This window comes from Pseudomonas lopnurensis, assembly GCF_015070855.1.
Lineage (GTDB): Bacteria > Pseudomonadota > Gammaproteobacteria > Pseudomonadales > Pseudomonadaceae > Stutzerimonas > Stutzerimonas lopnurensis.
In genome coordinates this window covers 1-13,642 of record NZ_JADDIX010000055.1, presented here as the reverse complement: position 1 = coordinate 13,642, position 13,642 = coordinate 1, and the positions used below count along the sequence as shown (strand labels likewise).

The 13,642-nt window shown below is 64.4% G+C and carries 9 protein-coding genes and 1 pseudogene (1 of these 10 cut by a window edge); 8 read left to right on the top strand and 2 right to left on the bottom strand.

What is annotated here, in order from left to right; all coding sequences use genetic code 11:
• The 7 genes and pseudogenes from IN820_RS10525 to IN820_RS10495 all read left to right on the top strand — a co-directional run.
• Nucleotides 1–143, top strand: partial view of a two-partner secretion domain-containing protein gene (locus IN820_RS10525; RefSeq protein ID WP_456239176.1) — the 3' end only. The gene continues 3,340 nt to the left of window position 1, outside the view; only the last 143 of its 3,483 coding nucleotides appear in the window; its start codon lies beyond the left edge, outside the window; its stop codon occupies nucleotides 141–143.
• A 2-nt stretch (nucleotides 144–145) separates the two neighbouring features.
• Nucleotides 146–1,807 carry a ShlB/FhaC/HecB family hemolysin secretion/activation protein gene (locus IN820_RS10520; protein ID WP_193680931.1) on the top strand — a complete coding sequence of 554 codons (1,662 nt, stop codon included), beginning with the start codon at nucleotides 146–148 and terminating at the stop codon, nucleotides 1,805–1,807.
• Nucleotides 1,808–2,189: 382 nt separating this feature from the next.
• Nucleotides 2,190–3,308 (top strand): ABC transporter ATP-binding protein, encoded by a 1,119-nt coding sequence (locus IN820_RS10515; RefSeq protein ID WP_193680930.1) that lies wholly within the window; start codon nucleotides 2,190–2,192, stop codon nucleotides 3,306–3,308.
• Between the two features lie 61 nt (nucleotides 3,309–3,369).
• The gene (locus tag IN820_RS10510; RefSeq protein ID WP_102894408.1) at nucleotides 3,370–4,443 is read left to right on the top strand and encodes an ABC transporter substrate-binding protein; all 1,074 of its coding nucleotides are present in this window, start codon (nucleotides 3,370–3,372) and stop codon (nucleotides 4,441–4,443) included.
• Between the two features lie 52 nt (nucleotides 4,444–4,495).
• Nucleotides 4,496–5,725, top strand: coding sequence for an ABC transporter permease (locus IN820_RS10505; RefSeq protein WP_193680929.1), 1,230 nt, complete (start codon nucleotides 4,496–4,498; stop codon nucleotides 5,723–5,725).
• 111 nt (nucleotides 5,726–5,836) lie between these two features.
• The gene (locus IN820_RS10500) at nucleotides 5,837–6,691 is read left to right on the top strand and encodes an ABC transporter permease (protein WP_193680928.1); all 855 of its coding nucleotides are present in this window, start codon (nucleotides 5,837–5,839) and stop codon (nucleotides 6,689–6,691) included.
• A gap of 83 nt (nucleotides 6,692–6,774) precedes the next feature.
• Nucleotides 6,775–6,947 (top strand): annotated as a pseudogene (locus IN820_RS10495) (RlmI/RlmK family 23S rRNA methyltransferase); the annotation flags it as partial.
• Here the strand turns inward: IN820_RS10495 and IN820_RS10490 are convergent.
• Both IN820_RS10490 and IN820_RS10485 read right to left on the bottom strand, forming a co-directional pair.
• Nucleotides 6,910–8,868, bottom strand: coding sequence for a sensor histidine kinase (locus tag IN820_RS10490; RefSeq protein ID WP_193680927.1), 1,959 nt, complete (start codon nucleotides 8,866–8,868; stop codon nucleotides 6,910–6,912). The pseudogene IN820_RS10495 and the gene IN820_RS10490 sit on opposite strands and share 38 nt — an antisense overlap.
• Nucleotides 8,778–9,467, bottom strand: a complete 690-nt coding sequence (locus tag IN820_RS10485) for a response regulator (protein ID WP_193680926.1) — start codon at nucleotides 9,465–9,467, stop codon at nucleotides 8,778–8,780. Before IN820_RS10485 ends, IN820_RS10490 begins: the two co-directional genes overlap by 91 nt.
• Nucleotides 9,468–9,900: 433 nt before the next feature.
• Here IN820_RS10485 and IN820_RS10480 point away from each other — a divergent pair.
• Nucleotides 9,901–13,642: two-partner secretion domain-containing protein (locus tag IN820_RS10480; protein ID WP_193681006.1), on the top strand; the 3,742-nt coding region annotated here is incomplete at its 3' end.

Here is a 13,642-nt window from a genome sequence, read left to right as displayed (position 1 = left end):
CCGACCCTGCCGCGCCGCCGGCCGCCTACGCCGACATCCTCGCCGCGCTCCAGGAGCAGCGGCGCAAGCCCGCCTCGTTGATCGAGAGGGAACTGCCCTACCGCATCATCGCCAGCGGCATCCGCCTGCCAGAAGGAATCTGAACATGCGTTTCACCTTGTGCCTGCTTGCCCTGGCTCTGACTTCAGCCCCGCTCGATCTGCTGGCCGCCCCCGAGTCGCCGCCGCCGGACGCCGGCCAGTCGCTGCGCGGCCTCGACCAGCGGCCGCTGCAACTGCCGACGCCACAGCCGCTGGACTTGAACCTGCCGGACGCTCCCGGCGCAGAGGTTCAGGCCGGCGGGCCGACACTGCAGGTCAGCGGCTTCGCCCTGGAGGGGAATACGGCCCTTGCCAACGCCGAGCTGCTGGCGCTGCTGGACGACCTGAAGGGCCGCACGGTCTCTCTCGGCGAATTGCAGGCCGGCGCCAACCGTATCACCCGGCTGTACCGCGAGCGCGGCTATCCGCTGGCCCGTGCCTACCTACCGGCGCAGGAGATCGAGCATGGTGTGGTACGGATCGCCGTGCTCGAGGGCCGCTACGGTGCGATCGAAGTTGACGATCAGGCCGATCTGTGGGGCTCCGCGCTGGCGCCGCTCGCCGCCCTGCGCAGCGGCGACGTGCTCAAGGCCGGCCCGCTGGAGCACAGCCTGCTGCTGCTCAAGGACACCCCCGGCGTGGAGGTGGCTGCCACTCTCAAGCCCGGCGCCTCGGTGGGCACCACCGATCTGCGGGTGGACGTACGGCCCGACCCATTGCTGTCCGGCAGCATCGATGCCGACAACTACGGCAACCGCTTCACCGGCGAGTACCGCCTCGGCGGCACGCTGAACCTGAACAATCCGCTGGGCCTGGGCGACCGAGTCAGCCTGCGGGCCATGGGCTCGGACGAGGACCAGCACTACTACCGCGCCGCCTACCAGTTGCCACTCGGCCCCTGGGCCACGCAGGTGGGCGTGGCCTATTCGGACATGGACTATCAGCTGGCCAAGGATTTCGGCGACCTGGACGCCCACGGTAACGCGCGCATCGCCAGCATCTTCCTCGCCCAGCCGCTGGTGCGCCGCCGGGACTTCTACCTGGACGCCCATCTGCAGTTCGACGGCAAGCACCTGAAGGACGACATCGACCTGTTCGCGAGCAGGAGCGACAAGCGGTCGCGGCAGATCACCGCCAGCCTGAGCGCCAGCGGACGCGACGTGCTGCTCGGCGGCGGGCTCAGCAGCGCCAGTTTGTCGCTGAGCCACGGCAGCCTGAACATCGACGGCGAGCTGGAGCGCCTGCTGGACGACCTGTCCGCCGGCAGCGCCGGGCAATTCAACGTACTGCGCCCGACCTTCACGCGCCTGCAGCGGCTGAACGATCGCTTCAGCTTCTATGGCCAGGTACAGGGCCAATGGGCCGACGGCAACCTCGACAGTTCGGAAAAGCTCTACCTGGGCGGCGCCCACGGCGTGCGCGCCTATCCGCAGGGCGAGGCGTCCGGCGACCAGGGCTGGCTGGCCAACCTGGAGCTGCGCTATGCGCTGACCCCGGCATGGCAGCTGTCAACTTTCGTCGACCATGGTCAGGTGCGGCGCAACAAGGCCCCATGGGACGACGGCGACAACCACCGCAGCCTGTCCGGCGCGGGTCTAGGTGCCACTTGGGCGGCCTACGGCTGGCAGATCACCGCCACGGCGGCCTGGAAGCTGGGCAACAGCGATGCCGAAAGCGACGTGGAGCGCACGCCGCGGGTGTGGGGACAGCTGGTGCGGTATTTCTGAGCATCCCGTGCGACACGAGGCTTTCCCTGCCCAAGCTCACATCCGGTAGCGTTTGCGGGTCCTGGGCCATCCGGCAATCGCCGAGACGCGCTACATCAAGAGCCTGACCTGCCGCATCCTGCCCAACGCCTGAGCAGTCGCACCTGCCGGGTGCATCCGCCCGGCAGGTGCATTCGCGCTCCGCTCGCCACTCCAACTCGCGCAACGCCTGGTCTGGTCTAGGCTTGAACTCCAGGGGACGCTGCTTTTCGGCTCGCCCAGCCTTTTGGCTGGCGTGCTTATTGCTTCCTGCCGTTACTCGAGCAACGACCACAACAACCGTGAACGGCCTGCTGTGCGCAACGGACACGAGCCCACCGTTGCCAAGGCATAGGGAAAGGTTATGGACGATCAAGCCGGGGACCGACCGTTCCTGCAATTTCGCAACGTGAAGAAGACCTACGACCACAAGACGCTGGTGGTCAAGGACTTCAACCTGGACGTGGCCAAGGGCGAGTTCATCACCCTGCTCGGCCCTTCCGGCTCGGGCAAGACCACCTGCCTGATGATGCTCGCCGGCTTCGAGGACGTGACCAGCGGCGAGATCCTGATCGACGGCCGCCAAGTCACCAGCATCGCGCCCTACCGGCGCAACATCGGCATGGTCTTCCAGCAGTACGCGCTGTTCCCGCACATGACCATCCGCGAGAACCTCGGCTACCCGTTGAAGATCCGCAAGCAATCGCGCGAGCAGATCGACCAGCAGGTTGAGCAGTACCTGGCGCTGATCGAGCTGCAGCACTTCGGCGGCCGCTACCCGGCGCAGCTCTCCGGCGGCCAGCGCCAGCGCGTGGCCCTGGCACGCGCATTGATCTTCAACCCCGACATCGTGCTGATGGACGAGCCGCTCGGCGCGCTGGACAAGAAGCTGCGCGAGCAAATGCAGTTCGAGATCAAGCGCCTGCACGACCAGCTCGGCTTCACGGTGATCTACGTCACCCATGACCAGACCGAGGCGCTGACCATGTCCGACCGCATCGCCGTGTTCGACCAGGGCGTGGTACAGCAGTGCGCGCCGCCGCACGTGCTCTACGAACGCCCGGCCAACCTGTTCGTCGCCGATTTCATCGGCGAGAGCAACAAGCTGCGCGGCGCGATCGAGGCGGTCGAGGCCGACAGCGTCCGCGTGCGCCTGGAGGACGGCGGCCTGGTCAGCGCCCTGAAAGCCAACTGCTGCGACCTGGGCCAGCCGACCACGGTGTCGATCCGCCCGGAGAAGCTCACCTTCACCGAACGCCTGGGCGATGCCGGCAACCGGGTCCGCGCCCGTTTCGTCACCAGCCACTACGTCGGCGAATACATCCGCTACCACTTCGAGACCGCCAACGGCAGCGAACTGGTGGTGAAGAACATGAACGACAGTTCGGCGCCACCACTCGCGCCGGGCGACGAAATTGCCCTGGCCTGGCTGCCGCAGGACAGCCAGGCCCTGGATGGGCAGGAAGCCCCCAAACCGGTGTAGCAGCTATGACTTGCAGCACCACGACGCATCACCTCACTGCAACAGGCAACGGAGCACACACATGGCTAGATCACTGACTACCAGCGTTTCCGCATTCGCCCTGAGCGCCGCGCTGGCCGCGGCATCCCTCACCGCCAGCGCCCAGGAATCGCTGACGGTGGTGTCCTGGGGCGGCGCCTACGGCGCGGCGCAGCAGAAACACGTCATCGACCCGTTCCAGAAGGACACCGGCGTCAGGGTGCTGTTCGAGGACTACTCCGGCGGCATCGCCGAGATGAAGGCGCAGGTCGAGTCCGGCAACATCCAGTGGGACGTGGTCGACTTCGAAGTGATCGACCTCGAACGCGCCTGCTCCGAAGGCCTGCTGGAAGAAGTGCCGCGCGACATCCTGCCGCCGGGCGACGACGGCACGCCGGCCGCCGAGGACTTCATTCCCGAGGCGCTGGCCAGCGAATGCGCGGTCGGCAACATCGTCTGGTCGGTGGTGTTCGCCTACAACGAGCGCACCATCGGCGGCACCAAGGCCGAAACCCTGGCGGACTTCTTCGACACCGCCAAGATTCCCGGCAAGCGCGCCCTGCGCAAACGCCCGCAGGTGAACATGGAGTGGGCGCTGCTGGCCGACGGCGTGGCGCCGGAGGATGTCTACGAGGTGCTCGGCACGCCGGAAGGCCAGCAGCGCGCCTTCGCCAAGCTGGACACCCTGAAGAAGGACATCGTCTGGTTCGAATCCTGGTCGCAGGCGCCGCAACTGCTCAACGACGGCGGCGCGGTACTGGTGCAATCGGCCAACGGGCGCTTCTACGACTCGATCCGCCAGGAAGGCAAACCCTTCGTCATCGTCTGGGACGGCCACGTCTACGACCTCGATGCCTGGGCCGTGCTCAAGGGCACGCCGAAGAAGGACCTGGCCTTCAAGTTCATCGCCTATGCCACCCAGTCCAAGCCGCTGGCCGGCATGCCCGACGTCGCCTATGGTCCGACGCGCAAGTCGTCCATGCCGCTGGCGGACCAGAGCGCCGCGCCGCACCTGCCGACCGCGCACCTGGACGAGGGCATCCAGGCCGGTTCGGAGTTCTGGGCCGATCATGGTGAATCCCTCGGCGAGCGCTTCAACGAGTGGCTGCTGAAGTGATCATCCTGCGCCCCTTCGCTCCGGCGCAGGGGCGCTGCACCGGAGTATCGCCTTGACCATTCTGACCCGTGCCGAAGCCGGCCAGGCCAGCGTCAGTCGGCGCAAGAAGCGCCTGCTGGCCTTCGCTTTCGTCGTGCCGCTGCTGCTGTTTCTCCTGCTGAGCTTCGTCGCGCCCATCGCCAGCATGCTCTGGCGCAGCGTCTACCACCCTACCGTCGCCGAGCTGATTCCCATCACCCTGGAACGGCTCGGCCAGTGGGACGGTACGGGAACACCGGAACCCGCCACCCTGGCGGTGTTCGTCGAAGAACTGCACGGGTTGGCCAAGGAACGCCGGTCCGGCAAGCTGGCCGAGGAACTCAACCGGACGCAGGCGGGCATGTCCAGCATGGTCAAGTCGACCGCGCGCCGGGTCGGCCGGCTGAGCCCCGAGGAACTCCAGCAGCAGGGGGTGCAAACCCTGCTCGACGCCCATCGCAACTGGTCGAGAACGGAAACCTGGCTGGCGGTCCAACGCGCCGGTCAGGTCTATACCTACAACTACTACCTGACCGCGCTGGACCTGGAGCTGCATCCCGAGCATGGCATCCAGGCCCGCGACACCGAAATCTATCGTCAGCTCTACGCCAAGACGCTGAAGATGGCGCTGGCGATCACCGCCCTCTGCGCCCTGCTCGGCTATCCGCTGGCCTACTACCTGGCCAGCCTGCCGAGCAACCGCGCCAACCTGCTGCTGGTGCTGGTGCTGCTGCCGTTCTGGACCTCGCTGCTGGTGCGTACCACCGCCTGGATCGCACTGCTGCAGACCAACGGCGTGATCAACAGCTTCCTGCAGGGCATCGGCCTCATCGCCGCGCCGTTCGAGATGCTCTACACCTCGTTCGCCACCGTGCTGGCGATGACCCACATCCTGCTGCCGTTCATGATCCTGCCGCTGTACAGCGTGATGCGCGGCATCGATCCCAGCTACCTGCGCGCCGCCCTCTCGCTCGGTGCCCGGCCGCTGCCGGCCTTCGCCCGCATCTATTTCCCGATGACCCTGCCGGGGCTGAGCGCCGGCGCGCTGCTGGTGTTCATCATCTCGGTGGGCTACTACATCACCCCGGCGCTGGTCGGCGGCACCGACGGGCAGATGATCAGCAACATCATCGCCTTCCACATGCAGTCGTCGAACAACTGGGAGCTGGCCGCCGCGCTGGGCTCGCTGCTGCTGGCGCTGATCCTGCTGCTGTACTGGGTGTACGACCGTTTCGTCGGTGCCGGCAGCATCAAACTCGGATGATATCGAGCGGCAAGCTTCAAGCCACAAGCTTAAAGCCAGGGCCGCTCCGCCTTTGCTCTTACTTAAAGCTTGAAGCTTGCGGCTTACAGCTATTTCTCAGGATGACATGCAATGAAAACCCCATCCTATTACGGCTTCTGGCATCACCTGGGCAACCGGCTGCTCAAGCTATTCTCCTGGCTGGTGCTGCTGTTCCTGATCCTGCCGATCCTGGTGATCGTGCCGCTGTCGTTCAACGCCGAGCCGTTCTTCAGCTTCACCGAAGGCATGCTCCGCCTGCAGCCGGACGCCTGGTCACTACGCTGGTACGAGCAGGTCTTCAGCGACCCGCGCTGGCTGCTGGCGATCAAGAACAGCTTCATCATCGGCTTCTTCGCCACCCTGCTGGCGACCGTGCTCGGCACCTGCGCAGCGGTGGGCCTGGCCCGCGCGGAGATGCCGCTGCGGCGCTTCATCACCGCGCTGCTGCTGTCGCCGATGATCGTCCCGCTGATCATCACTGCAGCCGGGATGTTCTTCTTCTACTCCAGCCTGAACCTCGCCGGCAGCCATCTGGGGGTGATCATCGCCCATGCCGCGCTGGGTACGCCGTTCGTGATCATCACCGTCACCGCGACGCTGACCGGCTTCGACTACTCGCTGGCACGCGCCGCGCTGAACCTCGGCGCCTCGCCACTGCGGGTGTTCCTCGACGTGATCCTGCCGCTGATCCGCCCCGGGGTGATTTCCGGCGCGCTGTTCGCCTTCATCACCTCGTTCGACGAAGTGGTGGTGGTGCTGTTCATGGCCGGTCCGCAACAACGCACCATCCCGCGGCAGATGTTTTCCGGACTGCGCGAGCAGATCAACCCGAGCATCCTGGCGGTGGCCACCCTGTTGATCCTGTTGTCGATCGTCCTGCTGCTGACGCTCGAGCTGCTGCGCCGCCGCGCGGAGCGCATGCGCGGTATCGAGATACCTCAGTGAGTTCCGATGGGCGTGAAGTAGCACCAGAGCCTATGCCTATGAATACCAACCAATTGATATCTAAGCGCCGAATACGAGTGCAGCACCTGCCCGAGGACGACTGCAGAACATCCTGCTCGGCAGCGCCCGCCACCTCGACAGCCACATGCAGCAACTCGGGCGCGGCGCCCAGGGCCCGGACTACCCGGAGCACCCGGTGATCGCCGAAACGCGCTACATCAAGAGCCTGATCTGCCGTCTGCTGCCGAGCGGTTGAGCGGCACGCCCTCCGGTATTCTCGAGCCTTCCCGCTCTCCCTGAAGGGTGGCCGTCAGCAGCGTTTCACCAGGGCGGGACTCGATCCGCAGGCGCCCGCCCATGCGCTCGATGCGCATGCGCATGCTGCTCATGCCGACCCCGGTGCCCGCTGCAAGTACGGCATCCACCTCGAATCCCCGACCATCGTCACGTATCCAGAGGCTCAGGCCATTCTCCGCCTCGGCACGCACCCCCACGTCCAACCGGGTGGCGCCCGCATGCTTGAGCACATTGGTCAGCGCCTCTTCGAGAAAGCGCGTCAGCGCCAGCAACTGCGGCGGTGTGAACCTGCCAGGCCAATGCTCGGGCAGATTCCAATGCGACTCGATGCCCAGATCGTCGAACAGGTCGATGAAACGCCGCCGCACCGGTGCCAACCATTCCTGCGGCGATTGCCAGGCGGGCACCACAGACGAGCCGTCGATGACATCGCGCAGATCGCTGCGCAGCGTCTTCAGCACGGAGAGGAACTGAGCATCCTTGAGCCCCTCGCCATGCTCGATGCGGGTGATCGAACGCATCAGCGAGCTGCCCAGACCGTCATGCAGGTCATGAGTCAGGCGCAGGCGTTCGTTGAGGCGAATGTTGTCGGCTTCCAGTTGGTGCTCGCGCTGCAGCGTCTGGATCAACTCCGCGCGCGTGCTGTCCACGGTTGCCTGCAATTCATCGTTGAAGCGCTCGATGCGGCGCAGGCTGCTGGCGAAGCGCGTCGCCAGGACCAGGAACATCACCATCGACAAGGCAGGGGCCGACAGCGCGGCATACACCCCGGTGACGTCAAGCCAGCCCATGAACGCCAGGAACTCATATATCGACAATGCCGACATGAACACCCCGAACAGCATCAGGCGGGCTTCTTGCACACGGTGCGCATGCCAAAGGAGCTGCATGGCGACAACGAACAAGACCAGCCTGAGCGCAAAGGCAGAGATTAGCTGCAGTTGCCCGATGTACATCTGCGGCACCAGCACCGCAGCCACAGTGAACAGGATCGCCCCAGCCCAGACGACTCTTCCAAGGCGCGCAAAGCGCATGCCGCCGAACGACCAGATGAACATGCAGAACACCGGGCAATACAGCGCCAGCGCCCCCTGGCTCAGGCGATCCCAAACCTCACCGTTGGTGAATGGCCAGGCCGTGGTCACCAGCATATTGCCAAGGCCAACCGACCACAGCAGCGAAGCCAGCGCGAACCAGCCAAAGGTACGTTCCTGGCGACGAATCAGCCAGAACGTCAGGAACAGCACGCCCAACACTAGGGAAATCAGCAGGCTGACAAAAATGATCTCTCGCTGCTCCAACAGTTGCTGGCGATACTCCGGCCAGACCTGCTCAGAGCCCCCCAGGCGCACCGTCCCCAGGCCCGGCGCCGCATGCTCCGAACCGACCAGGCGAATCCACAGCGTATTGGCCTCCCGCTGACTGGAGACTGGCAACAGCCAGTAGCGCGGCAGGTTCCAGCTGCGAGACAAGGGCTCGACAAGGCTCTCGTCGCGCCAGATCAGATCGTCGTTGAGCCACACCTCACCGGCCATGACCATGCGACTGATATTCAGCGCCAGTGGCTCAGCCGGGCAATCGGCCTGCCAGTCCAGCCGATACCACACCGGCCCGAGAAAGCCGGGCCAGTGGCGCTGCCACAGATCCGGCAGGGTTACCGGCTGCCAGCCTTCGAGCGGGCGTACGCCATCGCCGGCCCGCTCGGGAGCCACCAGCACACGGGTAATGCTCGCCTGGCAGTTCGCCTGTGCTGGGCTCGGAAACCAAGGCAACAGGACCAGCAGCAGGATCAGGGCAACAAACCGCGCTGCCTGGCCTCGTTCACCGCGCGGGTGCGCGAGGAGACGGCCAGCTTGCGGTAGATCCGTTTGATATGGCATTCGACTGTATAGCGAGAAATGGTCAACTGTTCGGCGATTTCCCGGTTGCTCAACCCGCGGGAAACCCATTCAAGAATCTCGCTCTCGCGGGTGCTGAGTGCTTCTGCTTCGCTCGTATCGGCAGGCTTGTGCAGCGGTGCCGCCGGCAGCAGGGTGAGGATGCGTCGCGCGATGAACGGATCGATCGGCGCACCGCCACGCAGCACGCTACGAATCGACAGGCTCACCTCCAGATCATCGCGTTCCTTGAGCACATAACCCGTGGCCCCGGCCCGCAGCGCACCAAGGATCGCCTCCTCGGTACTCCAGGCCGAAATCACCAGAATCCACAGCGCCGGGTCCTGCGCGCGCAACTCCTGAATCAGCTCGATGCCATTGCCATCGGGCAGGCCCAGATCCACCAGCACCATCGCCAGCGGATGGCTACCGACATGCGCACGCGCCTCGGCCAGGTTCACCACGAAGCTCACCGCCTCGCTGGCATAGCCGATTTCGCCGAGCACCCGCGCCAGCCGCTGACGCATCAGCGGGTCGTCCTCGACTACCAGCACCGGCGCAGGCAGCAGAACATCATCAGGGGCAGTGCTGGCGGTCGACATCAGCGAAGGGACTCGGAGCAGGTCAGTGAAGAGCAGCGAGTGTGGCACGCAATAGAGGCTCCGCCTATCACCGAAATCAGGTATAGCCAAGCCTTGCCGCATTGCGCAAGGCAGGGCAGTCGCATCAATGCTTCACCTGCCACGCCCCATCGAGGCAAAGCGCCTCCCACGAACCGGGCGTGCCGTGGGAGGCGCTTTAGCGGCAAATCTTGGCAGGCGTATCGGCCTGTATGGGCTGGCCCGGCATCGCATTCGCCCGCAATCGCGTCGGTAAAAAATCACCGAAATTACCTAGTTTCAGTGATAGCCAGTCGCCAACACCTCCCGTCCAATACCCGTTCTTGTAAGGCCTGCGTGCCCAACTCCCGGCTCGCCCCTTGTCGCTCCACGTCTGGGCAAACCGGCCGGTCTTCATTGTTAAAGGGATTACACCATGAACCGCACCTACGCCCTTGTCTGGAACCCAAGCCTCGGCGCCTGGAGCGTGACCGATGAGCACGCCCGCCGCCGCGCCAAAGGCGCAGGCGCTATACTCGCGGCCTCCCTGCTGCTGCCGCTCACGGCAATCGCCGCCGACCTGCCCACCGGTGGCCAGGTGGTATCCGGCAGCGGCCAGATCGGCACGCCCTCGAACAGCCAGATGGTCATCGACCAGGCCAGCAACAAGCTCGCCATCGACTGGCAAAGCTTCGATATCGGCGCCGGTAACAAGGTGACCTTCAACCAGCCCGGCACCGACTCGATTGCCCTGAACCGTGTGCTAGGTGCAGACGGCTCGAAGATCATGGGCCAGCTCGATGCCAATGGACGGGTGTTCATCATCAACCCCAACGGCGTGCTCTTTAGCCAGGGCGCGCAGGTCAACGTCGGCGGCCTGGTAGCCTCTACGCTGGACCTCAGCAACAGCGACTTCGAAGCGGGCAACTACCAGTTCAAGGGCAACGGCAGCAACGCCAGCGTCATCAACAACGGCCAGATCACCGCAGCCGACGGCGGCAGCGTCGCCCTGCTCGGTGGCACCGTCAGCAACAACGGCGTGATCGTCGCCAACCAGGGCAGCGTGACCCTGGCTGCCGGCAATGCGATGACGCTCGATTTCGCCGGCGACGGCCTGCTCAACGTGCAGGTCGATGAAGCCCTGGTCGATGCCCTGGTGGAAAACCACCAACTGATCCGCGCCGATGGCGGCCAGGTGTTGCTCACCGCCAATGCCGGTGAAGCCCTGCTGAAAACCGTGGTCAACAACACCGGGGTCATCGAAGCCCGAACCCTGGGTGAAAAGGACGGCAAGATCGTCCTGCTCGGCGACTTCGACGGCGGCACCGTGCAGGTGGCCGGCACCCTGGATGCCAGTGCGCCCAACGGCGGCAATGGCGGCTTTGTCGACACCAGTGGCGCCCATGTGCAGATTCAGGACGGCACCCGGGTGACCACCCTGGCGGCGGACGGCAAGACCGGCGAATGGCTGATCGACCCGACCGACTTCACCGTCAGCGCGGGCAGCGCCGCCCATACCGGCAGCGGCATCGGTGCCGACACCCTGAGCAATAACCTCAATAGCACCAGCGTCATCCTGCAGACCATGGCGGCGGATAACGGCACGGACAAGGGCGATATTCACGTCAATGCCGACATCACTTACACAGCCAACCAACTCACCCTGACCGCCCACAACGCCATCAACCTGAACGCAGTGATCAACGTGAACGGCAGCGGCACGCTGGCGATGAACCACGGCGCCGGCAGTATCAACGCCAGCTTTGGGGAGAGCGGCGGTTTTAAAGGCAAGGTCAACTTTGCGGGCAGCGGTGCAGGTCTGCTGACCATCAATGGCGCGGGCTACACCGTCATCAAGAATATGTCTGCCTTGCAAGGCATGGTCGAAGGCAACTACGCGCTGGGCGGCGACCTGGACGCCAGCAACGTGGCGAACTTTGCTCCCATTGGCTTTTTCACTGGCACCTTCGATGGCCTGGGCCACACCATCAGCGGCCTGACCATCAACCGCCCCGATCAAGGTAACGTGGGCCTGTTCGGTTCTATCATCGACGCCACGCTGCGCAATGTGGGGCTGGAAGGCGGCAGCATGACGGGGAAAGATAATGTGGGCGGGCTGGCGGGCTACAACAGCAGCAGTCACATCCACCATGTCTATGCCACGAGCAGTGTGACGGGGGTTACAACAGAGGGGGATATGGGCAGCGAAGGCGGCTTGAAGGTGGGCGGGCTGGTGGGTTTTATGTACAGCAGCCTCGGCAGCAGTGCCAGCATCAGTCACGCCTATGCCACGGGCGCTGTCACGGGCTCTAGCAATGTGGGTGGGTTGGTGGGGAGCAATAGCAGCATCTTCGGTAGCAGCAATAGCAGCATCAGCCACGCTTATGCCACGGGGGCTGTCACGGGTTCTAACAATGTGGGCGGGTTGGTGGGGAGCAATAGCAGCAGCTACGATAGCAGCAATAGCAGCATCAGCCACGCTTATGCCACGGGGGCTGTCACGGGTTCTAGCAATGTGGGCGGGTTGGTGGGGAGCAATAGCAGCTTATATAGCAACAATAGCAGCATCAGCCACGCTTATGCCACGGGGGCTGTCACGGGTCCTAGCAATGTGGGCGGGCTGGTGGGCGACAACAGCTCCCTCAGTGGCGGTGGCACCAGCATTACCGACAGCTTTTGGGACACCAATACCACCGGCCAGAGCGGCAGCGCAGGCGGCGGCACGGGCAAATCCACCGCCGAGATGCAGAGCAAGGCCACCTACGCTGGCTGGGATTTCGACAGCACCTGGCGCATCGGCGCCACCGGCGCGGGCACGGACGGCTACGCCTTTTACGGCCTACCTACGCTGCAAGGCGTTACGCGCAAGACGGACTACCAGTATTTCGACTCAGGCCTCGGCACCGAAGCCAGCCCCTGGACGCTGGCCAACTGGCAGCAGCTGCAGAACATCAACACCAACGCCACCACCCTGGCAGGGTATTTCCAGCTCAAAGCCGATCTGGATCAAAACAGCCAGGGCTACCACAGCCTGGCCAGCGCTACAGCCAATGACGGCGCGGGGTGGAAGCCGCTTGGCGATGGCAGCAGCGGCACCGACGACACGCGCTTCACTGGCACACTGAAAGGCCAGGGCCACACCATTGGCGACCTGGTGGTGAACGTCACCCGCCCGAGCTTTACCGCCGGTAGCGGCACTACGAATAGCTATGCGGGCCTGTTTGGCATGACCAGCAGCGGTGCATGGATCGAGCAAGTGGGGCTGATTGATGCAAGGGTCTCGGCCAGCGGGGCGGATACGAACCAGGCAGGGGCGCTGGTGGGGGCTGTAAGCGGCAGCACCACCATCACCCAAAACTATGTCAGCAACGCCAACGTGACCGCATCGGGCGGCCAGAGCAGCTATGCCGGCGGCTTGCTAGGCCGCAGTTCCGGCATCTATGACATTAGGCCGAACATCAACCAAAACTATGCCAGCGGTCATGTCAGCGCCTTGGACGGCAGCTCGTTCACCTATGCAGGTGGCCTGGTGGGCAGCATCGGCGGGGGCGATATCGATGATAGCTATGCCAGTGTCATCGCCACCGCTACGAGTGAAAACGGCGACTACACCTATGCCGGAGGGCTGATTGCATCCCTCGTCAACAGCTCCCAGTTCAGGACCACTGTGACCAACAGCTTCTGGGATAGCAACTTGACCAGCGAGAGCAAAGGCGGTACCGGCAAAACCACCGAGCAACTGCAACAACTGCAAACGTTCACCGACGCGGGCTGGGATATCGACGATGCAGGCGGCACCGGCAAAGTCTGGCGCATCTACGAAGGCCAGACCGGACCGCTGCTGCGCGGTTTCTTGAAGCAAGTCACCGTCACGGCGGATACCAGCAGCATCACCGGCAAAACCTACGACGGCACCGCCGCCACTGGTACCGCTACCTACAGCACCAACGTGCCCGGCGCGGCGCTTGACGGCACACTGAGCTACGCCACCAACAGCAAGAACGCAGCCACCTACAGCACCGCAGATAACAGCCTGACGATCAGCAAGAGATTGTATTCCGGCCAGCAGGGCTATGACATCAGCTATGCGAGCACGAACACCAGCCTGACCATCGACAAGGCCGATCTGGCCGTCAGCGGTATCAGCGCCAACAACAAGACCTACGACGCAACAAACG

Excerpts from the sequence above, each read along its gene's own strand:
- IN820_RS10485 (WP_193680926.1), bottom strand. The coding sequence starts at position 9,467 with ATGTCGACCGCCAGCACTGCCCCTGATGATGTTCTGCTGCCTGCGCCG.
- IN820_RS10510 (WP_102894408.1), top strand. The coding sequence starts at position 3,370 with ATGGCTAGATCACTGACTACCAGCGTTTCCGCATTCGCCCTGAGCGCC.
- IN820_RS10490 (WP_193680927.1), bottom strand. The coding sequence starts at position 8,868 with ATGCCATATCAAACGGATCTACCGCAAGCTGGCCGTCTCCTCGCGCAC.
- IN820_RS10520 (WP_193680931.1), top strand. The coding sequence starts at position 146 with ATGCGTTTCACCTTGTGCCTGCTTGCCCTGGCTCTGACTTCAGCCCCG.
- IN820_RS10500 (WP_193680928.1), top strand. The coding sequence starts at position 5,837 with ATGAAAACCCCATCCTATTACGGCTTCTGGCATCACCTGGGCAACCGG.
- IN820_RS10515 (WP_193680930.1), top strand. The coding sequence starts at position 2,190 with ATGGACGATCAAGCCGGGGACCGACCGTTCCTGCAATTTCGCAACGTG.